We start from the raw sequence: 22,714 nt of genomic DNA on the forward strand, positions 1-22,714 counted from the left end.
AGCTCGTGCGGGGCCATGCGGTCCCGCTCGATCCTAAAAGGAACACCATGGCCCACGTACCGCAAATCAAGATCGCCGCCACCTACATGCGTGGCGGCACCAGCAAAGGCGTGTTCTTCAGCCTCAAGGACCTGCCCGAAGCGGCACAAATTCCAGGTCAGGCGCGCGATGCGTTATTGCTGCGTGTGATCGGCAGTCCCGATCCCTACGACAAGCAAATCGACGGCATGGGCGGCGCGACCTCCAGCACCAGCAAAACCGTGATCCTGTCGAAAAGCATCAAGGCCGATCACGACGTTGATTACCTGTTCGGTCAAGTCTCCATCGACAAGCCTTACGTCGACTGGAGCGGCAACTGCGGCAACCTGTCGGCAGCGGTCGGTTCGTTCGCCATCAGCAACGGTCTGGTGGATGCCAGCCGCATTCCGCAAAACGGCGTGGCCGTGGTTCGCGTGTGGCAGGCCAACATCGGCAAGACCATCATCGCCCACGTACCAATCACCAATGGTGAGGTGCAGGAAACCGGCGACTTCGAACTCGACGGCGTGACCTTTCCGGCCGCCGAAGTGCAGGTCGAATTTATGGACCCGGCGGCGGAAGAAGAGGGCGGTGGCGGTTCGATGTTCCCTACCGGCAACCTGGTGGATGACCTGGAAGTACCCGGCGTCGGAACCTTCAAGGCGACCATGATCAACGCGGGCATCCCGACGATCTTCGTTAATGCCGAAGACATCGGTTACACCGGCACCGAATTGCAGGGCGCGATCAACGGCGACCCGAAAGCCTTGCTGATGTTCGAAACGATTCGGGCCTACGGCGCGTTGCGCATGGGGCTGATTTCGAACCTCGACGAAGCGGCCAAGCGTCAGCACACGCCGAAGGTGGCGTTCGTTGCAAAACCTGCGGATTACGTGGCTTCCAGCGGAAAGGCGATTGCGGCTGGCGACGTCGACCTGCTGGTGCGCGCGCTCTCCATGGGCAAGTTGCACCACGCAATGATGGGCACCGCTGCGGTGGCTATTGGCACGGCCGCGGCGATTTCCGGCACGTTGGTGAACCTCGCGGCGGGCGGCATCGAACGCAACGCCGTGCGCTTCGGCCATCCGTCCGGCACCTTGCGCGTGGGGGCAGAAGCCAGCCTCGTGAACGGTGAATGGAAAGTGAACAAAGCCATCATGAGCCGCAGTGCGCGGGTGTTGATGGAAGGTTATGTCCGTGTGCCGGGTGATTCTTTCTGACCCTGACACCGAACCAATGTGGGAGCGGCGGTGTGACGATTCGACTTGCTCGCGAAGACGGACTGACATTCAACATGGATGTCGACTGATACACCGCTTTCGCGAGCAAGCCCGCTCCCACATTTGATCTCCATTACCAAAATAAGAATGTTGTAACTGACTGAGATTGCCCCTGAACCGAGGTCCCATCAACGAACCACTGACCGAGTGAATCGAACATGAGCGCCAACGTCGACCTGAACAACCGCCCTGACTACGACGCGGTCCTGCAGGAGATCGCTGACTACGTCTTGAGCTTCAATATCGAGTCCAAAGAAGCGTTGGACACCGCCCGCAACTGCCTGATGGATACATTGGGTTGCGGCCTCCTGGCCCTGCGTTTTCCCGAATGCACCAAACACCTCGGGCCTATCGTCGAAGGCACCGTCGTCCCGTTCGGAGCGCGGGTGCCCGGCACCAGTTTCCGGCTCGACCCGGTCAAGGCCGCCTGGGACATTGGCTGCATAGTCCGCTGGCTCGATTACAACGACACCTGGCTCGCGGCCGAATGGGGGCATCCGTCGGATAACCTGGGCGGCATTCTCGCGGTGGCCGATCACCTGTCGCAAAAGCGCCTGGCCAATGGCGATGCGCCGCTGACCGTTCGCGCGGTGCTCGAAGCCATGATCATGGCTCACGAGATTCAGGGCATCATCGCGCTGGAAAACTCCTTCAACCGAGTAGGCCTCGATCACGTGATCCTGGTGAAAGTCGCCTCGACCGCCGTTACCGCCAAGCTGATGGGCGCCAATCGCGAGCAGTTGCTGTCAGCGTTGTCCCACGCCTTTGCCGACGGCCAGGCGCTGCGCACGTATCGGCATGCGCCGAATGCCGGGTCGCGCAAATCCTGGGCGGCAGGCGATGCATCCAGCCGTGGCGTGCGGCTGGCGGACATTGCGATGCGCGGCGAAATGGGCATCCCCGGCGTACTGAGCGCCAATCAATGGGGTTTCTACGACGTGCTGTTCAGCCACACCAACAACGACCTGGCGCTCAAGCCTGAAGACAAACGTGCCTTCAGCTTCACCCGGCCGTACGGCAGCTATGTGATGGAGAACGTGCTGTTCAAGATCAGTTTTCCCGCAGAGTTCCACGCACAAACCGCCTGCGAAGCGGCGGTGACCCTGCACCCGCAAGTCAGGAATCGCCTGCACGAGATCGACAAAATCGTCATCACCACCCACGAGTCGGCGATCCGCATCATTTCCAAGGTCGGCCCGTTGGCCAACGCGGCCGACCGTGATCACTGCATCCAGTACATGACCGCTGTGCCACTGGCCTTTGGCAACTTGGTCGCCGAGCACTACGAAGACGATTTCCACAAGGCACATCCGATCATCGATGTGCTGCGAGACAAAATGGTCATCGTGGAAAATCCGCGCTACACCCGCGAGTACCTGGAGGCCGACAAGCGTTCCATTGCCAATGCGATTCAGGTGTTCTTCAAGGACGGTTCCAGCACCGAAATCGTGGAAGTCGAGTACCCGATCGGCCATCGTCGTCGCCGCACCGACGGCATTCCGTTGCTGGAGGACAAGTTCAAGGCGAACCTGGCGACGCGATTCACGGCGCAGCGAAACGCTGAGATTTTTGCGTTGTGCACCGATCAGGCAGCGCTTGAAGCGACACCGGTGAACCGGTTTGTGGATTTGTTTGTGATTTAGGAGACCGCGTTATCGTTCTTCGCGAGCAAGCCCGCTCCCATACTGGATCTTCGGCGTGACATAGATCCAATGTGGGAGCGGGCTTGCTCGCGAAGGCGGCCAGAAAGTCTCCGCAAATCTACTTGAACCGCCGCTCCACCCCTTTCTCCACCAGAATCTTCGCCGAAATCTCTTCCACCGAAAAATGCGTGGAATTGATATTCGGAATGTTCTCGCGGCGAAACAGGTTTTCCACCTCGCGCACTTCGAATTCGCACTGCGCGTAACTCGAATAGCGACTGTTGGGCTTGCGTTCGTTGCGGATCGCGGTGAGGCGGTCCGGGTCGATGGTCAGGCCGAACAGCTTGTGTTGGTGGGCGCGCAGGGCGGTCGGCAGTTGCAGGCGCTCCATGTCGTCTTCGGTCAGCGGGTAGTTGGCCGCGCGGATGCCGAATTGCATGGCCATGTACAGGCAGGTCGGGGTCTTGCCGCAGCGCGACACGCCTACCAGGATCAGGTCGGCCTTGTCGTAGTAGTGCGTGCGGGCGCCGTCGTCGTTGTCGAGGGCGAAGTTCACCGCCTCGATCCGCTCCATATAATTGGAGTTGCCACCGATGGAGTGGGATTTGCCGACGGTGTAGGAAGAATGCTCGGTCAGTTCCTGTTCAAGGGGCGCCAGGAAGGTCGAGAAAATGTCGATCATGAAACCATTGGACGTTGCGAGGATCTCACGAATGTCCTGATTGACGATGGTGTCGAAGATAATCGGCCGAAAGCCGTCGGTTTCGGCGGCTTTGTTGATTTGTTGTACCATGGCCCGCGCTTTATCCACGTTGTCGATGTATGGCCGCGTGAATTTGCTGAAGGTAATGTTTTCGAACTGCGCCAGGAGGCTTTGGCCGAGGGTCTCGGCAGTAATGCCGGTGCCGTCGGAAATAAAGAAAGCAGATCGTTTCATTTGCACCTTGGGCCTTAAGCTAATGATCATTCTTGGATATGATAGGCGCGATTTGCCGGCCGCCAGTGGCCCGCATTCTCACTTATTTTCCAGGTCCAGGCCATACAGCTGGCAAACGCTCTGTCGAGCAGCCGGCTTCTGAGCTTTTCCAACACAGTTAGTGGAGAGATCACCTTGGTAGAGTACGTAGTTTCCCTCGATAAGCTCGGCGTTCATGATGTGGAGCATGTGGGGGGCAAGAACGCATCCCTGGGCGAGATGATCAGTAACCTTGCAGGTGCCGGTGTATCGGTGCCCGGTGGCTTCGCCACGACAGCTCAGGCTTATCGTGATTTTCTGGAACTGAGCGGCCTGAACGATCAGATCCACGCCGCACTCGACGCCCTGGACGTCGACGATGTCAACGCCCTGGCCAGGACCGGCGCCCAGATCCGTCAATGGATCATGGAAGCCGAATTCCCCGAGAAGCTCAACGCCGAGATCCGCACCGCGTTCGCCACGCTGTCGGCCGGCAACCCTGACATGGCCGTGGCCGTGCGCTCTTCCGCTACCGCCGAAGACCTGCCGGACGCTTCCTTCGCCGGTCAGCAGGAAACCTTCCTGAACATCCGTGGTGTCGAAAACGTCATTCGCGCCGCCAAAGAGGTGTTCGCCTCCCTTTTCAACGACCGTGCCATTTCGTACCGCGTCCACCAGGGCTTTGACCACAAGCTGGTGGCCCTATCGGCCGGCGTGCAGCGCATGGTCCGCTCCGAAACCGGCACCGCCGGCGTGATGTTCACCCTCGATACCGAATCGGGCTTCCGTGACGTGGTGTTCATCACCGGCGCCTACGGCCTGGGTGAAACCGTCGTACAAGGCGCGGTGAACCCGGATGAGTTCTACGTCCACAAAGGCACGCTGGCAGCCGGTCGTCCGGCCATCCTGCGTCGCAACCTGGGCAGCAAGGCCATCAAGATGATCTACGGCGAAGTGGCCACGGCCGGCAAGTCGGTCAAGACCATCGACGTGGACAAGGCTGATCGCGCACGTTTCTGTCTGAGCGACGCCGAAGTCAGCGAACTGGCCAAGCAAGCGATGATCATCGAGAAGCACTACAAGTGCCCGATGGACATCGAATGGGCCAAAGACGGTGACGACGGCAAGCTCTACATCGTTCAGGCCCGTCCTGAAACCGTGAAGAGCCGCACCCAGGCCAACGTCATGGAACGCTACCTGTTGAAAGAAACCGGCACCGTGCTGGTTGAAGGTCGCGCCATCGGCCAGCGCATCGGCGCCGGCAAGGTGCGGATCATCAAGGACGTGTCCGAGATGGACAAGGTCCAGCCAGGCGACGTGCTGGTTTCCGACATGACCGACCCGGACTGGGAGCCAGTCATGAAGCGCGCCAGCGCCATCGTCACCAACCGTGGCGGTCGTACCTGCCACGCGGCGATCATCGCTCGCGAGCTGGGCATTCCGGCTGTGGTCGGTTGCGGCAACGCCACCCAGCTGTTGAAAGACGGCCAGGGCGTGACCGTTTCCTGCGCTGAAGGCGACACCGGCTACATCTTCGAAGGCGAGCTGGGCTTCGACATCAAGAAAAACTCCGTGGATGCCATGCCTGATCTGCCGTTCAAGATCATGATGAACGTCGGCAACCCGGACCGCGCATTCGACTTCGCGCAACTGCCGAACGCCGGTGTGGGCCTGGCCCGCCTGGAATTCATCATCAACCGCATGATCGGTGTTCACCCCAAGGCGCTGCTGAACTACGCCGGGCTGCCACAGGACATCAAGGATAGCGTCGACAAGCGCATTGCCGGCTACGACGATCCGGTCGGTTTCTATGTTGAGAAGCTGGTTGAAGGCATCAGTACCCTGGCCGCTGCGTTCACACCGAAAAAGGTCATCGTGCGTCTGTCGGACTTCAAGTCCAACGAATACGCGAACCTGATCGGCGGCAAGCTCTACGAGCCGGAAGAAGAAAACCCGATGCTGGGCTTCCGTGGCGCCTCGCGTTACATCAGCGAATCGTTCCGTGACTGCTTCGAACTCGAATGCCGTGCCCTCAAGCGCGTGCGCAACGAGATGGGCCTGACCAACGTCGAAATCATGGTGCCGTTCGTCCGCACCCTGGGCGAAGCCAGCCAGGTTATCGACCTGTTGGCAGAGAACGGTCTGAAGCGCGGCGAAAACGGCCTGCGCATCATCATGATGTGCGAACTGCCATCCAACGCGATCCTCGCTGAAGAATTCCTCGAGTTCTTCGACGGTTTCTCCATCGGCTCCAACGACCTGACTCAGCTGACGCTGGGCCTGGACCGTGACTCCGGGATCATCGCGCACCTGTTCGACGAGCGTAATCCAGCGGTCAAGAAGCTGCTGGCCAACGCTATCGCGGCGTGCAACAAGGCGGGCAAGTACATCGGCATCTGCGGTCAGGGCCCTTCGGACCACCCGGACCTGGCCAAGTGGCTGATGGAGCAGGGCATCGAAAGCGTATCGTTGAACCCCGATTCCGTTCTGGAAACCTGGTTCTTCCTGGCTGAAGGTCAAGCTCCGGCTTGATGGTGTGAGTGAAAGGGTCGATCACTGATCGACCCTTTTAGAGATTCAAGTAGGGCGGGCTCCTCTGGAAGCCGCCCTTTTTTGTGCAAGAGCATTATGCAAAGCAGCAGCAACCTATTTCCTGTCGCCCTGATCAGCGCCGAGCGGCGCGGTGATCTGAGCGAAGACGTCTATCGTTTGAAACCCGGCAACAGCCCTGACGGCACCGTCGAACTGGCTGTGACGCGCCTTGGCATGGCGGACGAGCCGTCCGTGCGTGGCGTGCCGGTCATCCTGTTGCATGGCAGCTTTTCCAATCGACGGTTCTGGTTTTCCCCTAAAGGCCTGGGACTGGGCGCCTATCTGACTCGCCTCGGATTCGATGTGTGGATTCCGGAAATGCGTGGCCATGGCCTTTCCCAGCGCAACCAGAACTATCGCAAGAACCGCGTCTCCGACTACGCTCGTTACGATCTCCCGGCCATTGGCGCGTTCGTGCGTGAGCAAAGCGGCCAGATTCCGCACTGGATCGGTCACTCGCTGGGCGGTATTACGCTGGCGGCAGCGCTGGGTGGCGAGTACATCGGCGAGCCGGTTGTCGCTTCCGCGGCGTTTTTCGGCACGCAAGTCAGCCGTACTTATTGGCCGTTGAAGATTCCGCCGGTGGAGTGGAGCGGGCGCTTCATTCTCAAGCGTTTTGCCCAGCTGTCCGGTTCTCGGCTCAAGCGCGGCCCGGAGGACGAGCCGATCGGCCTGGCACTGGAAAGCATGCGCTGGTACGGCCTGTTCGGACGCTTTGGTGATGCCGACAAGGATTGGTGGGCCGGATTGGCCGACGTTCAGCTACCGGTATTGGCCGTGAGCGCCGCAGGTGACCACCAGGATCCGACGTGGGCCTGTCGCAAACTGTTCGATCAGGTGGGTTCCGAGCACAAGCAATTCCTTAACCTGGGTCGCGAGCAGGGCTTTGGCGACAATTTCGGTCACGTGGAAATGCTCGTCAGCAAAGCGGCCCAGGTCGAAGTCTGGCCGTTGGTCGCTCGCTGGCTGACGGATCAACAGACGCCGTTGCTGGGTGAAAAGCCGGATCTGTCCGCGGCGATCTGAGCCCGATGCTCTATCAAGGGCATTTCGCTCTGATCGGCTTGCGGCTAAGATATGACGCATTGAGCTGTTCTGGTCATTTTCGATGACTGAGTCATCAGTGATGTTCGTGCTGCCTTCCTCTTTACAGGAGTTACTCGATGAAACATTACCTCACGCCTGACCTGTGCGACGCCTATCCGGAGCTGGTGCAGGTGCTGGAACCGATGTTCAGCAATTTCGGCGGCCATGATTCCTTTGGCGGCGAAATCGTGACCATCAAGTGCTTCGAAGACAACTCGCTGGTCAAGGAACAAGTCGAGCTCAACGGTGAGGGCAAGGTGCTGGTGGTTGACGGTGGCGGTTCCCTGCGTCGCGCGCTGCTGGGCGACCTGCTAGCCGAGAAAGCGGCGAAAAACGGCTGGGAGGGGCTGGTGATCTACGGTTGCATCCGCGACGTCGACGTCATCGCGCAAACCGACCTGGGGGTTCAGGCACTGGCCAGCCATCCGATGAAAACCGACAAGCGCGGTATCGGCGATCTCAACGTTGCGGTGACCTTTGCGGGCGTGACCTTCCATCCAGGCCATTACATATATGCGGATAACAACGGCGTGATCATCTCGCCAAGCCCGCTGGAAATGCCTGAATAAAGCGTTGAGCCAAAACCAAAGGGGTGAGGATGTTCGAGGAAGAAAACGCGCAGTGGGGGCTGGTGCATGCCCTGGTGCTGGACGGTAAAGGCGGTGCGCGTTCGATAGCCCGGACTGAACTCGATGACTTGCAGCTGCAGGCCCATGAAAGCCTGTGGCTGCACTGGGATCGAAGTCACCCCCAAACCCGGACCTGGCTGCGTAAATCCAGCGGTCTGAGCGAATTCAGCTGTGACCTCCTGCTCGAAGAGAATACCCGGCCGCGTCTTTTACAGCTTCCTGACAGCGAACTGCTGCTATTTTTGCGTGGCGTCAATCTGAATCCAGGTGCAGAGCCGGAAGACATGGTGTCGGTGCGGATCTTCGCCTCGGCCCAGCGGATCATCTCCCTGCGTTTGCGTCCGTTGCGTGCCACCGACGAGCTGCTGGTGCAACTGGAGGCAGGCAAGGGGCCGAAAACCGCCTCCGAACTCATCCTTTATTTGGCTCAGTACCTCACCAACAAGGTGCAGGATCTGGTCAGCTGCCTCTCGGAAGTGGTCGATGAGGAAGAAGAAAAGCTGGATGCCGACGAACGGTATACGCCCGAGCATGGCGCTGTTTTGCAGATCCGTCGCCGCGCTGCTGCGTTGAAGCGGTTTCTCGCTCCGCAGCGGGATATTTTCGGTCAGCTGACGCGGATCAAATTGCCCTGGTTCGTCGAGGACGATGGCGATTACTGGAACGAATTGAACAACAGCCTGACCCGTTATCTCGAGGAGCTGGAATTGACCCGGGAGCGGGTGGGGCTGGTCCTCGAGGCCGAAGACCGGCGTTTGAGCGTGCGCATGAACCGCACGATGTACCGCTTCGGGATCATCACCGGGATCTTTTTGCCGATGAGTTTTCTGACCGGTCTTTTGGGTATCAACGTCGGTGGAATTCCGTTCTCGGAAAGCCCCTATGGCTTCCTGGTTGCCTGCCTGATGATGATCTCGGTGGCACTGGGGCAGTGGTGGTTATTCCGACGTTTGCGCTGGGTCTGAGGGTGAGCCATGTGACCCGACCAAATTTGACCGCGTCTTTCACAGACATCACGAGAGGTGCGTATGCACGATCCGTTTGAACAGTCTTTGCGTGACATGCTCAAGGCATCACCGTCCACCCGGGACGACGATGCGTGCCTTGGCCGTGTACTGAAAACCGCCAACCGCCAGGTCGGCGCCGGCGACCTTTTCAGCCTGCTGGGCCGCTGGCTGCCCGCGCTGATGATCGCCCTGAATAACGGATCGGCCCATGTCTCGCCGGTCTCCCGTCACCGTAAACCTAACGTTCGCACTGCTGATAAGGCTGATTGAATATGGAACTTGATCTCTGGACTCAGAGCCTCGTCACTGCAATGACTGCGTTATGGACCAAGGTTGCAAACTTCATCCCGAACCTGTTCGGCGCGCTGGTTGTGCTGCTGCTGGGTTTCGTCGTTGCGAAACTTTTGGATACTTTGCTGTCCAAGTTGCTCGCCAAGCTAGGTCTCGATCGCCTGATGGGCGGCACCGGTCTGACTAAATTGCTGTCCCGGGCCGGCCTTCAAGTACCGATCTCGACCTTGATCGGCAAGATTGTCTATTGGTTCGTTCTGCTGATTTTTCTGGTTTCTGCCGCAGAATCCCTTGGACTTGAGCGAGTTTCAGCTACGCTGGACATGCTTGCGCTGTATTTGCCGAAAGTATTCGGCGCCGCGCTGGTGCTGCTGGTGGGTGTGCTACTGGCGCAATTGGCCAATGGGCTGGTGCGTGGTGCGGCAGAAGGCGTAGGGCTGGATTACGCCGCCGGTCTGGGGCGAATTGCCCAGGGCCTGGTGATTATCATCAGTATTTCGGTCGCGATCAGCCAGTTGGAGGTCAAAACTGACCTGCTGAACCATGTGATTGTGATCGTTTTGATTACCGTTGGTCTGGCGGTAGCGCTGGCCATGGGGTTGGGAAGCCGGGAAATTGCCGGTCAGATTCTTGCGGGAATCTATGTGAGAGAGTTGTATCAGGTTGGGCAACAAGTGCGTGTTGGCGAGGTCGAAGGTCAGATCGAAGAGATCGGCACGGTTAAAACCACATTGCTGACCGATGAGGGTGAGCTAGTCTCTCTCTCCAATCGGATCCTCCTGGAGCAGCATGTGAGTAGCCGCTAACCCGGCAAACCCTGCTAATGTATGCCGCCGCAAATTGCCCTGAGAGGGTTGCGGCGGACATTGACCTGACTGTCGGCCCGACTTGTTTTGAATAAAGCTCAATCGCTCTCCACGCGCTACGACCCCCGCGAGCTCTCTGATGAGGAGTTGGTCGCGCGCTCGCATACCGAGCTGTTTCACGTAACGCGCGCCTATGAAGAACTGATGCGGCGTTACCAACGAACATTATTTAACGTCTGTGCACGATATCTCGGGAACGATCGAGACGCAGACGATGTCTGTCAGGAAGTGATGTTGAAGGTGTTGTATGGCTTGAAGAACTTCGAGGGGAAATCGAAGTTCAAGACATGGCTATATAGCATCACGTACAACGAATGCATCACGCAGTATCGGAAAGAACGGCGAAAGCGTCGCTTGATGGACGCTTTGAGTCTGGACCCTCTTGAGGAAGCGTCTGAAGAAAAGGCGCCGAAACCTGAAGAGAAGGGCGGACTTGATCGCTGGCTGGTGTATGTGAACCCGATTGACCGTGAAATTCTGGTGCTACGATTTGTCGCAGAACTGGAGTTTCAGGAGATCGCAGACATCATGCACATGGGTTTGAGTGCGACAAAAATGCGTTACAAACGTGCTCTAGACAAATTGCGTGAGAAATTTGCAGGCGTTGCTGAAACTTAGTTCGGCGCAAATATCTCTTACGTGTAGGCAAGTTCTGTTAGACTTGCCGCCGAGTTGTCCCCCGGTTTGCGGGACTGCTTCACAATCACCAGATGGGGATTTAACGGATGAAACTGAAAAACACCTTGGGCTTGGCCATTGGTTCTTTGATTGCCGCCACTTCGTTCGGCGCTCTGGCACAAGGCCAAGGCGCAGTTGAAATCGAAGGCTTCGCCAAGAAAGAACAATTCGACAGCGCTCGTAACTTCAAGAACAACGGCAACCTGTTCGGTGGTTCGATTGGTTACTTCCTGACCGACGACGTTGAACTGCGTCTGGCCTACGACGAAGTGCACAACGCACGTGCCGACGACGGCCGTAACATCAAGGGCTCCAACACCGCTCTGGACGCTCTGTACCACTTCAACAACCCGGGCGACATGCTGCGTCCGTACGTTTCGGCTGGTTTCTCCGATCAGAGCATCGGTCAGAACGGCAAAAGCGGTCGTAACGGTTCCACCTTCGCCAACGTTGGCGGCGGTGCAAAACTGTACTTCACCGAGAACTTCTACGCCCGTGCTGGCGTTGAAGCTCAATACAACATCGACCAGGGCGACACCGAGTGGGCTCCAAGCGTCGGTATCGGTGTGAACTTCGGTGGCGGCTCCAAGCCTGCTGCTGCTCCAGTTCCAGCACCAGCTGAAGTCTGCTCCGACAGCGACAACGATGGCGTTTGCGACAACGTTGACAAGTGCCCGGACACCCCAGCTAACGTAACTGTTGACGCTGACGGCTGCCCAGCAGTTGCTGAAGTTGTTCGTGTTGAGCTGGACGTGAAGTTCGACTTCGACAAGTCGGTAGTCAAGCCTAACAGCTACGGCGACATCAAGAACCTCGCTGACTTCATGAAGCAGTACCCATCCACCAGCACTACTGTTGAAGGTCACACTGACTCCGTCGGTCCTGACGCTTACAACCAGAAACTGTCCGAGCGTCGTGCAAACGCCGTTAAGCAAGTTCTGACCAACCAGTACGGTGTTGAATCTTCCCGCGTTCAGTCTGTTGGCTACGGCGAATCCCGCCCAGTTGCTGACAACAAAACTGACGCTGGTCGCGCTGTAAACCGTCGCGTAGAAGCGCAGGTTGAAGCTCAAGCTAAGTAATTAGCCCGCAGCTCCGAGAAAAGCCCGGCTTAGGCCGGGCTTTTTTTTGTCTGCGATTTGGTGAAGAGGAGTTGGATCTTATAGATTCAGGCTGATTGATCGGCTGTCATCGCGGGCACTTCACGCTCCCAAAGCGAAGATGCTGCACGGGCCGCTACAGCGCCGATCACCAGGATCGCCGGGCTTTTCAGCTCGAAGCTGTGGGCCGCTTCTTCCATCGCTGTCAGATCACTCCGACATTCCCGTTGGTGGGGCAGGGATGCGTTTTCAATCATCGCCACCGGCGTATCGGCGGCCATCCCTCCGGCCAACAGTTGCTCGCGAATCTCGCTCAGCTTCGCCACCCCCATGTAGATCACCAGCGTCGTGCCACCTTGAGCCAGGGCCTGCCAGTTCAGACTGCTGCCATCCTGTGTGTGGGCGGTCACCAGCGTCACGCCGCGTGCCACGCCCCGCAGGGTCAGCGGAATATCGCATTGCGTCGCGCCAGCGAGCCCGGCCGTGATGCCGTTGACCAGCTCGACTTCAACCCCGCGTTCGCGCAGCCACTGTGCCTCTTCACCACCTCGGCCAAAAATGCATGGATCGCCACCCTTGAGGCGCACAACGCATTTACCGTGGCGGGCGTAACGCAGCATCAGGCGATGAATGAACGCTTGAGGCGTGGAGCGGCAACCACCGCGCTTGCCCACGGCAATGATCCTTGCGTCGGGGCAATGCTCCAGCACCTCGGTGTTCACCAGATCATCGATCAGCACCACATCCGCTTCCCTCAACGCCCGAACAGCCTTGAGCGTCAGCAATTCCGGATCGCCAGGACCCGCACCCACCAGCCAGACTTTTGCGCTCATAGTGTTTTTCCTCACGAGATAACGGCGATCGGCTGCGCAGTGGCGGCCAGCAAACGCTTGATTTCCGGGACGCAGGAGCCGCATTGCGTACCGCAGCCCAATTCTTGTTTCAAACCCTGCAAGTCCAAACCTCGGCTGATGCCGGCGCAGACCGCGCTTTGGCTGACGTTCTTGCAGTTGCACAGAATCTTGTTGCCGACGGCTGGCGTGTTGACGTTGCCCGGTGGCGCACTGAGCGGCGCGAGCAGCCAGCGCCGCAGTTGTTCGTCGGCGCGGCCTTCAAGCCACAAACTTTGCAGCCAGTGCTGGGCGAGGGTTTCGCCGGCCAGTCGAATCGCGGTGATCCGCCCGTTCTCAATGCGCACCCGCTTGCCGATGGAACGCCGAGGGTCGTCGTAGGCCAGTACCGGGCCGTTGTTGAGGTTCAAACACTGATCGATGTCACGCAGCAGTTGCGGGTCGGGCGCGGCGGCGCTGGCAGCGCGTATCAGCAGCGCGGGGCGTTCGCGACCGGTCAAGCTGAGGCTGACGTAGGAAAACGCCTCACAGAGTGGTCGTAGCGTCTCAAAATGCTGTTGAACATCGCCCTCGATCAGGGCGAATAGTTGCCACGGCAGTTGCACAGGTTCCAGGCGAACGCCGCTGTGCTTGAGTTCCGGTTGTTTTGACAGCGGGTCGAAAGCTGGTTGGGTGACGGCATTTACACCGCCTTTGAGAAAGCGGTCACCCCAATGCATGGGCAGAAAGGCCTGGCCCGGGCGCACGCTGTCGTCGCTGCCGACGGCGACAATCACTGCACCGCGACGGCTTTTCAGGTTCACCAGGTCACCCGGCTGCAGCCGATTTCGGCGCAATTCGTCCGGGTGGAGGCTCAACACGGCTTCGCTGACGTGGCCGAACAGTTGCGCGGCGGTGCCGGTGCGGCTCATGCCGTGCCATTGATCGCGCAGGCGCCCGGTGATCAGCGTCAGCGGGAAGCGCGCATCACGTTGCTCCTTGGCGGCGCGATACGGGTCGGACACAAACTGCGCGCGGCCGCTGGTCGTTGGGAAAATACCGTCCAGGTAGAGTCGGGCCGTACCTTTACTGGCACCTGTCGGGAAGGGCCATTGCTGTGGGCCGAGGCGGTCGATCAATTCGTGGCTGATGCCTGACAAATCCAGATCACGCCCGCGAGTCAGTTGTTTGTACTCATCAAAAATCTGCGCCGGGGTCTCAAACGCAAACAGGCTGGCGTGCTCAGGCCGCAGATGTTTTTCCAGGCGTTGTGCGAAATCCACAGTGATTGCCCAGTCCGAACGGGCTTCGCCGGGGGCGATGACCGCTTGACGAACGTGGGAAATACGCCGTTCGGAGTTGGTCACCATGCCGTCCTTTTCGCCCCAACTGGCGGCGGGCAGCAGCAGGTCGGCGAACGCGGCGGTTTCGGTGGTGCGGAAGGCTTCCTGCAACACCACGAAGGGACAGGCTTGAAGGGCTTCGCGCACGGCGGACTGATCCGGCATTGATTGCGCAGGATTAGTGCAGGCGATCCACAAGGCTTTGATTTTTCCGCTACGAACCTGCTCAAACAACTCGATAGCGGTGAGCCCGGTGTGCTCCGGCAAATGATCGACACCCCAGTAGGCCGCTACTTCAGCACGGTGTTCAGCGTTGGCGGCTTCGCGGTGGCCTGGCAGCAGATTCGACAGGCTGCCGGTTTCCCGCCCGCCCATGGCATTCGGCTGACCGGTCAGCGAGAAAGGTCCTGCGCCTGGACGACCGATTTGCCCGGTGGCCAGGTGCAGGTTGATCAGTGCACTGTTTTTTGCGCTGCCGGCGGTGGACTGATTCAGCCCCATGCACCACAGCGACAGGAAGCTCGGTGCCGTGCCGACCCATTCGGCGCATTGCTGCAGTTGCTCGACGCTGATCCCGCACAGTTGCGAAACCATCTGCGGGGTGTAATCGCGCACCAGGTCTTTCAGCTCGGCCAAGCCTTGGGTATGGGCCTTGATGAAATCGCGGTCGACCCAGTCTTCCCACAGCAGCAGGTGCAAAATCCCATGGAACAAGGCGACATCGGTGCCCGGAAGAATCGCCAGGTGCAGGTCAGCCAAATCGCAGGTGTCGGTACGACGCGGGTCAATGACGATGACTTTCATCTGCGGACGGCGGGATTTGGCTTCTTCCAGGCGACGAAACAGTACCGGGTGGGCGTAGGCCATGTTGCTGCCGACGATCATCACGCAGTCACTCAACTCGAGGTCTTCGTAGCTGCAGGGTGGCGCATCGGCGCCCAGGCTGCGCTTGTAGCCGACCACCGCCGAAGACATGCATAGCCGCGAATTGCTGTCGATGTTGTTGGTGCCCACCAGCGCTCGCGCCAGCTTGTTGAAGGCGTAGTAATCCTCGGTCAGCAATTGCCCGGAAATGTAGAACGCCACGCTGTCCGGGCCGTGTTCGGCGATGGTCTCGGCAAAAATGCTGGCGGCGTGATCGAGGGCGGTGTCCCAATCGGTGCGGCCGCGAGCCAGGCCTTTACCGAGGCGCAACTCGGGGTACAACGCCCGCGCCGTCAGGTCGCCGGTCAGATGCAGGGTTGAGCCCTTGCTGCACAGTTTGCCGAGGTTCGCCGGGTGCGCCGGATCGCCGCTGACGCCGAGGATGCGCTCGCCGTCATGCTCGATCAGCACGCCGCAGCCGACCCCGCAGTAGCAGCAGGTGGAAGCGGTTATCTGGCGGTTCATCAGCTTGCTTCCCGCAGGGCCAGCAGCACCCGGCCATTTTCGACCCGTGCTGAATGGTGGTGAGCGCAACCGATGTCCGGAGCCTGGGCCTCACCGGTTTCCAGATCGATTTGCCAGTTATGCAGCGGGCAGGCAACCCGTTTGCCGTAGATCAGGCCTTGGGACAGCGGTCCGCCCTTGTGCGGGCAGCGATCGTCGAGGGCGAAAACTTCGTCATCGCCTGTACGAAAAATCGCGATGTCACCTTTTGGCCCGGCGATGATCCGGGAGCCGAGAGCATTGATTTCTTCCAGTGCGCAGATATCCAGCCAGTTCATGCCTGCACCTCCAGGTTTTTCACAGCAATGACGTCGAATTCTTTCTTCAGCAGGGGCTGTGCCAGGCGTTCCTTCCACGGGTCCTGTTCGAACGACAGGGAGAATTGCAGGCGATCGTTCAGCGCTTTGCGGCGCTCCGGGTCTTCCAGCACGGCTTTCTTGATGTGATCCATGCCGACCCGTTGCAGGTAGTGCACGGTGCGTTCGAGGTAGAAGGCTTCTTCGCGATAGAGCTGCAGGAAAGCGCCGTTGTATTCGCGTACTTCCTCAGCGGTTTTCAGTTTGACGAAGAACTCCGCGACTTCGGTTTTGATCCCGCCGTTGCCACCGATGTACATCTCCCAGCCTGAATCCACACCGATAATTCCGACGTCCTTGATGCCCGCTTCCGAACAGTTGCGTGGGCAACCGGAGACGGCCAGTTTCACTTTGTGCGGCGACCACATGTTGAACAGGTCGTGTTCCAGCTCGATCCCCAGTTGTGTGGAGTTCTGGGTGCCGAAGCGGCAGAACTCGCTGCCGACGCAGGTCTTCACGGTACGGATGGATTTGCCGTAGGCGTGGCCTGACGGCATGTCGAGGTCCTTCCAGACTCCAGGAAGATCCTGCTTCTTGATCCCCAGCAAATCGATACGCTGGCCACCGGTGACCTTGACCATTGGCACGTTGTACTTGTCGGCCACATCGGCGATGCGCCGCAGTTCCGAGGGATTGGTCACACCGCCCCACATCCGGGGGACTACAGAGTAAGTGCCGTCTTTCTGAATGTTGGCGTGGGCTCGCTCGTTGATCAGGCGTGATTGCGGGTCATCCTTTGCTTCACCGGGCCAGGTGGAAATCAGGTAGTAATTGAGCGCCGGGCGGCACGTGGCGCAGCCGTTCGGGCTGCGCCAGTTCAGGTAGCTCATGGTGCCGGCGATGGTCAGCAAATGCTGTTCGCGGATGGCCTGGCGGATTTGCCCGTGATTAAGGTCGCTGCAACCGCAGATGGCTTTTTCGCTTTTCGGTTTGACGTCCGCCGCGCCGCCCACGGTGTTGATCAGGATCTGTTCCACCAGGCCTGCGCAGGAACCGCAGGAGCTGGCCGCCTTGGTGTGTTTTTTCACGTCATCGACGCTGAACAGACCGTGTTCCTGAATTGCCTTGACGATGGTGCCTTTGCACACGCCGTTGCAGCCGCAGACTTCGGCGGTGTCGGCCATGTTCATGGCTTTGTCCTGGCCTTGGTGTCCTACATCGCCAAGAGCATTTTCTCCGAACATCAGGTGATCGCGGATCTCGTCAATGGCATGGTTCTCACGGATCTGCCGGAAATACCAACCGCCATCTGCCGTATCACCGTACAGACACGCCCCGACCAGCACGTCATCCTTGATCACCAGTTTTTTGTAGACCCCGCCGATCGGGTCGGAGAGGGTGATGGTTTCGGTGCCTTCGCCGCCCATGAAGTCGCCGGCGGAGAACAGGTCGATGCCGGTGACTTTCAATTTGGTCGACGTCACCGAGCCCTTGTAGGTAGCGAAGCCCAGCTGCGCGAGATGATTGGCGCAGACCTTGGCCTGTTCGAACAGCGGGGCTACCAGACCGTAGGCGATGCCACGGTGGGAGGCGCATTCGCCGATGGCGTAGACCCGAGGATCGTAGGTTTGCATCGTATCGTTGACCAGAATCCCGCGGCTGCAAGGGATGCCGGACTTTTCCGCCAGTTCGGTGTTAGGTCGAATGCCGGCGGCCATTACCACCAGATCGGCGGGGATGATGTCGCCGTTCTTGAACTCTACCGAGCCGACCCGGCCATTGCCGGCATCGTGCAGGGCCTGGGTCTGCTCGCGGAGGCGAAAGTGCAGGCCGCGGGCCTCAAGAGCGGTTTGCAACAGCTCGCCGCTGGTCTTGTCCAGTTGCCGCTCCAGCAGCCATTCGCCGATGTGCACCACGGTGACGTGCATGCCCCGCAACATCAGACCGTTGGCGGCTTCAAGGCCGAGCAGGCCGCCGCCGATCACAACGGCGTGCTTGTGGGTTTTTGCGGTGTCGATCATGGCCTGGGTGTCGGCGATGTCGCGGTAGCCAATCACGCCCTGCAAGGTGTTGCCGGGGATTGGCAGAATGAACGGGGTCGAACCGGTGGCGATCAGCAGGCGATCGTATTCAGCCTCGCTGCCGTCTTCGGCGATGACCCGACGTTTGACCCGATCGATCTCCACCACTTTGCGATTGAGGAGGAGCTTGATGTTGTTGTCCAGGTACCAGTCCAGATCGTTGAGCACGATCTCTTCGAAGGTTTGCTCGCCGGCCAGCACGGGCGACAGCAGGATGCGGTTGTAGTTGGTATGGGGTTCGGCGCCGAAGACCGTGATGTCGTACAGTTCGTTGCTCAGCTTGAGCAGTTCTTCCAGGGTGCGAACCCCGGCCATGCCGTTGCCGATCATCACCAGTTTGAGTTTTTTCATCAGGTTCTCCGGGGAGCTCGGACCCGCCTCATCAGGGCTTTCAGGTCGTGCTCGACAAAATTTTGCGCAAACAAAAAAAGGCGTCCCGCTAGTTACCTAGCGAGGACGCCTTTGTCCTTGTCCCGTTCTCTCGGGAAGCGCAGCGTTCGTCGTTGAAGGCTGGGCTTTATGTATGGTGAAAAGGGTAATGCAGTGGTTGTGCCAAGTGCTTGAAGGCCCCGGATTTGTTGGGTTTGGTTGAAGTGTCAAAGCGAGGAGTGTGAGTTATTGCACCGAATCAAAGCGTGTTGCCCAGTAATGGAGCGCAGGACAGCGAAACCGCGGTGGCTGGCAGTCCGCCTTCGCGAGCAAGCCCGCTCCCACATTGGATCAGTGGCATTCATAAAATCCCGGTGGGAGCGGGCTTGCTCGCGAAGGGCGCGACTGGTTTTCAGCCATGGAATACCAGAAACAGCAGCACCAGATTCACCACCAACGACACCAGTGCCAAGGTCCGCCAGACCTTCAGCGGCTCACGCTCCAGCAATGGCCGCGGACGAACGCTCAAGCTGCGCCGTTCTCCCTGTTCCAGCAGCAGCAACCATTCTTCCGCTGTTTCAAACCGCTGACCCGGGTCCACCGCCACGGCGCGCTCCAGGCTTTGTGCGATCCATTCCGGCAGGTCGGGCCGGTAGCGACTGGCACTGACCGGCACGCCAAACCGTGGCCGCTGGAACGCTTCGATTTCACCGTAGGGATAATGCCCGGTAAGCAGGAAATACAAGGTCACGCCGACCGCATACAGATCCTGTCGCGGTGTCGGCGTGTCGCCGCGAAAGGCCTCCGGGGCGATGTAGCTGGGCGTTCCCGGCAGCGCCGAGGGCTGGTCTTCAGACAAACCGGGGCAATAGGCGAGGCCAAAGTCCAGCAATCGCAATTCGCCGTCGTCCCCCAGCAGCAGGTTCTCCGGTTTGATATCGCGGTGGAGAATTTGCCTTCGATGCAATATGCCGACTGCCCGCAACAGGCGTTCGGCCAGGTCGAGCCATTGGGCTAATGGCAGCGTGCCGACCCGGGCAAATAAATCCGCCAGGGTCGATCCCGAATATTCGCGCATCACGTAGTACAAATGCTGACGCTGGCTGGCGGCATGGACTTCAGGAAAATGCCGCCCGGCCACACGCTTGAGAAACCATTCTTCTGACAGCAGTGCTTGCCCAGCCTGGTGATCGTCGTGCAAACGACTGGGTAAGGTTTTCAGCAACCAGGGTTGTTGTTGCCCGTCGCGGACTCGATAGAGCAACGATTGCTGGCTCTGGCCGAGTATTCCCTCGACTTCCCAGCCCTCAAATGTCTGCCCCGGTTTCAGCGCAGGCGGCAGCGGCCATTGCTGTAAATGAATCAGCGCATCGCCGATGCTTGTTTCACCGAGGGCATCGACCCGCACCAACAGAGCGCTGGCGTTGTCTTGGCTGCCGGCCAGATGCGCGGCATTCACCAGTGTCTGCGCAGCGCTGTCCAGATCCGTTTGATCGCGCAGAATCGCCGCAATGGTGGTGTCGCCCAGCACGGCCCAGATGCCATCGCTGAGGAGCACGAAGCTCTCATCGAGGCGCAGTTCGCCATCGAGAAAATCCAGTACCAGGTGCTGATCGAGCCCCAATGCCCGTTTGAGCACATGCTGCATGCCCGGCTGGTCCCAGACGTGATCCTCACTCACCCGCTGCAACTGATCGGCGTGCCAGCGATACACCCGGCAATCACCGACATGGGCCAGGGTAAATCGCCTACCGCGCAGGACCAAAGCGCTGACAGTGGTCAGCAGCGGTTGCCCACCGCCATTGGCCTGCAGCCAGCGATTTTGTGCCAGCAGCAGACGATCCAGTGCCTGGGCGACGCCCCAGGTTTCCGGCGTGGCGTAATAGTCCAGCGCCAATGCCTGCAACGTCGAACGGGCGGCGAGACCGCCATCGGCGCACTGGCTGACGCCGTCGGCGATGGCGAACAGGTAACCCTTGCTCGCCGCCAGCGCCGGAGCCGGAGTCACCAGGCGCAGGGCGTCCTGATTCTCCTCGCGAGGGCCGATGGCGCTCGCTTCGGCAAAACTCAGTTGCAGGCTCATTTAGCCCTCACACCCGCGCAGCGGTGACAGCGGCCGAGCCCCAAGTGGTTCTCCAGCGACGTTTCACCCCGTGCAGACCAAACCAGGCCAGTACGCCAAGACTGGCGAACAACCACAGCGCCAACTGATAGCTGCCAGTGCTTTGCTTGATCGCGCCCATGCCTGCCGCGAGGGCGAAACCACCGATGCCACCGGCCATGCCGATCAAGCCGGTCATTACGCCGATCTCCCGGCGAAAACGCTGCGGTACCAACTGGAAAACTGCGCCGTTGCCTGCACCCAAACCGAGCATGGTGCACACGAAAAGTGCCAATGCCGCGTAGGAACTCGGCAGATTGAAGCCGACCGCGGCAATACAGATCGCGGCCACGGTGTACATCGCGAGCAGGGTGCGGATACCGCCGAAACGGTCGGCCAGCGCGCCGCCCAGTGGGCGCATCAGGCTGCCACCGAACACGCAGGCCGCGGTGTAGTAGCCGGCGGTCACCGGGCTCAAGCCATATTGGTCATTGAAATAGCCGGGCAGGGCGCTGGCCAGGCCGATGAAGCCGCCGAAGGTCACGCTGTAGAAAAACATGAACCACCAGCTATCGCGGTCGCCCAAGGCTTTGAAGTAATCGGACACCGACTTGGCTTTTGGCCGCTCGGGGGCGTTCTTGGCCAGCCAGGCGAAGACGATGATGGTCAGGATCAGCGGGATCAGGGCGAAGCCGAACACGTTGCTCCAACCAACCGCCGCAGCCAGCACCGGAGCGATCAGTGCGGCGAGCACGGTGCCCGAGTTGCCGGCACCGGCGATGCCCATGGCCTTGCCTTGGTGCTCTGGCGGATACCATTGCGACGCCAGCGGCAGGGCAACGGCGAAGGAGGCGCCGGCCATGCCGAGGAACAGGCCCAGCAACAGCGCTTGTTCGTAGCTGTGGATGCCGTGTTTCCAGGCGACGAACAAGGCGCAGATAACGATCACCTGGCCGATCAGCCCGGCGGTCTTGGGCGACAGGCGATCGGCCAGCAAGCCCATCACAAAACGCAGAATAGCCCCGGCCAGAATCGGCGTGGCCACCACCAGCCCGCGTTGTTGGGTGGTCAGTTGCAGGTCGGTGGCGATCTGCACCGCCAAGGGGCCGAGCAGGTACCAGACCATGAAGCTCAGGTCGAAATAGAGGAAGGCCGCGAACAGTGTCGGGGTATGGCCGGATTTCCAGAAGCTTGAATTCATCGCGCACCTCAGCTGTTAGTCGTCTCGAGAAGGAGTCATGAGCTTGCAGGTGGGGCGCCGCAACGGCCGCACCACCGGCCCCGGGCTGTGGGGCCAAAACTAAAAAACGCCGCCACCCGATTCGCCATGGGCAAATGAGGTGAGCGACGTCTTTGTCGTAGGTGGGGCAACCGCCGTTGGTTACCTGTACCGATTACTTAGCGAGATCTGTGCCAACAGTCGATACCGAGTTCCGGCTATTCGCGAGCAAGCCCGCTTTCCACAAGGGAAAGGCGTCGTACACAGATCAAAAGTGGGAGCGGGCTTGCTCGCGAAGACGATAGAACATTCACCGCAGACCTCAGCCAAGCAACTCACTCATGGCAATGATCTGCTCCGCCACCTGGATCAGCTTCTGTTGGCGGCTCATGGCTTGGCGGCGCATGAGGGTGTAGGCCTGTTCCTCATTGCAGTCCTTCATTTTCATCAGCAGCCCTTTGGCCAGCTCGATGCGCTTGCGCTCGGCCAGTTGCTGGTCTCGGGCATGCAGTTGTGCGCGCAGGGCCTGGTCGCTTTCGAAGCGCGCCATGGCCACGTCAAGAATCGGTTGCAAGCGTTGTGCGTGAATGCCTTCGACGATGTAGGCACTGACCCCGGACTTGATTGCCTGGCGCATCACGTCGGGGTCGTGTTCGTCGGTAAACATCACGATCGGCCGCGGTTGGTCGCGGGATACCAGCACCACTTGCTCCATGACATCGCGGCTCGGTGACTCGGTATCGATCAGAATTACGTCCGGACGCACCGTTTCGACGCGCGCCGGCAGGTCGATGGTCAGGCCGGATTCGTCAATTACTTCGAACCCGGCTTCCGTCAGGGCGGCTTTCAGGCGTCCGACTTTCTTCGCGGTGTCGTTGATCAGCAGGATACGCAACATATTC

The 22,714-nt window shown here is 59.6% G+C and carries 18 protein-coding genes; 10 read left to right on the plus strand and 8 right to left on the minus strand.

Annotated features, from left to right (window positions below; translation table 11 throughout):
- Positions 1-47 precede the first annotated feature (47 nt).
- Positions 48-1,238 (plus strand): 2-methylaconitate cis-trans isomerase PrpF, encoded by a 1,191-nt coding sequence (gene prpF, locus ACA055_RS08865; RefSeq protein ID WP_497683282.1) that lies wholly within the window; start codon positions 48-50, stop codon positions 1,236-1,238.
- A gap of 218 nt (positions 1,239-1,456) precedes the next feature.
- Positions 1,457-2,941, plus strand: coding sequence for a 2-methylcitrate dehydratase (gene prpD / locus ACA055_RS08870; RefSeq protein ID WP_497683283.1), 1,485 nt, complete (start codon positions 1,457-1,459; stop codon positions 2,939-2,941).
- Positions 2,942-3,059: 118 nt separating this feature from the next.
- On the opposite strand, the gene ppsR is transcribed toward prpD, so the two are convergent.
- Complete coding sequence (ppsR, locus tag ACA055_RS08875; RefSeq protein ID WP_497683284.1) at positions 3,060-3,878, minus strand: posphoenolpyruvate synthetase regulatory kinase/phosphorylase PpsR; 819 nt, start codon at positions 3,876-3,878, stop codon at positions 3,060-3,062.
- 174 nt (positions 3,879-4,052) lie between these two features.
- On the opposite strand from ppsR, the gene ppsA reads away from it, so the two are divergent.
- The 8 genes from ppsA (at position 4,053) to ACA055_RS08915 (ending at position 12,127) form a co-directional block, all read left to right on the plus strand.
- Entirely contained in the window at positions 4,053-6,428 is a 2,376-nt protein-coding gene (ppsA, locus tag ACA055_RS08880; RefSeq protein ID WP_497683285.1) for a phosphoenolpyruvate synthase, read from the plus strand.
- A gap of 96 nt (positions 6,429-6,524) precedes the next feature.
- Positions 6,525-7,514: an alpha/beta fold hydrolase gene (locus tag ACA055_RS08885; RefSeq protein ID WP_497683286.1), complete on the plus strand. Its 990-nt coding sequence runs from the start codon at positions 6,525-6,527 to the stop codon at positions 7,512-7,514.
- Between the two features lie 137 nt (positions 7,515-7,651).
- Positions 7,652-8,143, plus strand: a complete 492-nt coding sequence (gene rraA / locus ACA055_RS08890; protein ID WP_497683287.1) for a ribonuclease E activity regulator RraA — start codon at positions 7,652-7,654, stop codon at positions 8,141-8,143.
- Between the two features lie 29 nt (positions 8,144-8,172).
- On the plus strand, positions 8,173-9,168 hold the full coding sequence (cmaX, locus tag ACA055_RS08895; RefSeq protein ID WP_497683288.1) for a divalent cation transporter CmaX: 996 nt from the start codon (positions 8,173-8,175) through the stop codon (positions 9,166-9,168).
- Positions 9,169-9,231: 63 nt separating this feature from the next.
- Positions 9,232-9,480, plus strand: coding sequence for a CrfX protein (locus ACA055_RS08900; protein ID WP_266016042.1), 249 nt, complete (start codon positions 9,232-9,234; stop codon positions 9,478-9,480).
- 2 nt (positions 9,481-9,482) lie between these two features.
- The gene (locus tag ACA055_RS08905) at positions 9,483-10,307 is read left to right on the plus strand and encodes a mechanosensitive ion channel family protein (protein ID WP_008027407.1); all 825 of its coding nucleotides are present in this window, start codon (positions 9,483-9,485) and stop codon (positions 10,305-10,307) included.
- 87 nt (positions 10,308-10,394) lie between these two features.
- Entirely contained in the window at positions 10,395-10,985 is a 591-nt protein-coding gene (gene sigX, locus ACA055_RS08910) for an RNA polymerase sigma factor SigX (protein ID WP_064678884.1), read from the plus strand.
- A gap of 107 nt (positions 10,986-11,092) precedes the next feature.
- Complete coding sequence (locus tag ACA055_RS08915; protein WP_497683289.1) at positions 11,093-12,127, plus strand: OmpA family protein; 1,035 nt, start codon at positions 11,093-11,095, stop codon at positions 12,125-12,127.
- A gap of 86 nt (positions 12,128-12,213) precedes the next feature.
- On the opposite strand, the gene cobA is transcribed toward ACA055_RS08915, so the two are convergent.
- The 7 genes from cobA to ACA055_RS08950 form a co-directional block, all read right to left on the minus strand.
- The gene (gene cobA / locus ACA055_RS08920) at positions 12,214-12,978 is read right to left on the minus strand and encodes a uroporphyrinogen-III C-methyltransferase (protein WP_497683290.1); all 765 of its coding nucleotides are present in this window, start codon (positions 12,976-12,978) and stop codon (positions 12,214-12,216) included.
- An 11-nt stretch (positions 12,979-12,989) separates the two neighbouring features.
- Positions 12,990-15,707 carry a nitrate reductase gene (locus ACA055_RS08925; protein ID WP_497683291.1) on the minus strand — a complete coding sequence of 906 codons (2,718 nt, stop codon included), beginning with the start codon at positions 15,705-15,707 and terminating at the stop codon, positions 12,990-12,992.
- Positions 15,707-16,024, minus strand: a complete 318-nt coding sequence (gene nirD / locus ACA055_RS08930) for a nitrite reductase small subunit NirD (RefSeq protein ID WP_497683292.1) — start codon at positions 16,022-16,024, stop codon at positions 15,707-15,709. The genes ACA055_RS08925 and nirD overlap by 1 nt, the downstream gene beginning before the upstream one ends.
- Positions 16,021-18,474 carry a nitrite reductase large subunit NirB gene (gene nirB, locus ACA055_RS08935; protein WP_497683293.1) on the minus strand — a complete coding sequence of 818 codons (2,454 nt, stop codon included), beginning with the start codon at positions 18,472-18,474 and terminating at the stop codon, positions 16,021-16,023. The genes nirD and nirB overlap by 4 nt, the downstream gene beginning before the upstream one ends.
- Before the next feature lie 430 nt (positions 18,475-18,904).
- Positions 18,905-20,575 (minus strand): bifunctional protein-serine/threonine kinase/phosphatase, encoded by a 1,671-nt coding sequence (locus tag ACA055_RS08940; protein ID WP_497683294.1) that lies wholly within the window; start codon positions 20,573-20,575, stop codon positions 18,905-18,907.
- Positions 20,576-20,582: 7 nt separating this feature from the next.
- The gene (locus tag ACA055_RS08945) at positions 20,583-21,794 is read right to left on the minus strand and encodes a nitrate/nitrite transporter (RefSeq protein ID WP_497683295.1); all 1,212 of its coding nucleotides are present in this window, start codon (positions 21,792-21,794) and stop codon (positions 20,583-20,585) included.
- A 340-nt stretch (positions 21,795-22,134) separates the two neighbouring features.
- On the minus strand, positions 22,135-22,710 hold the full coding sequence (locus ACA055_RS08950) for an ANTAR domain-containing response regulator (RefSeq protein ID WP_128870630.1): 576 nt from the start codon (positions 22,708-22,710) through the stop codon (positions 22,135-22,137).
- Between the last annotated feature and the right edge of the window lie 4 nt (positions 22,711-22,714).

This window comes from Pseudomonas sp. LBUM1657, from assembly GCF_059716075.1.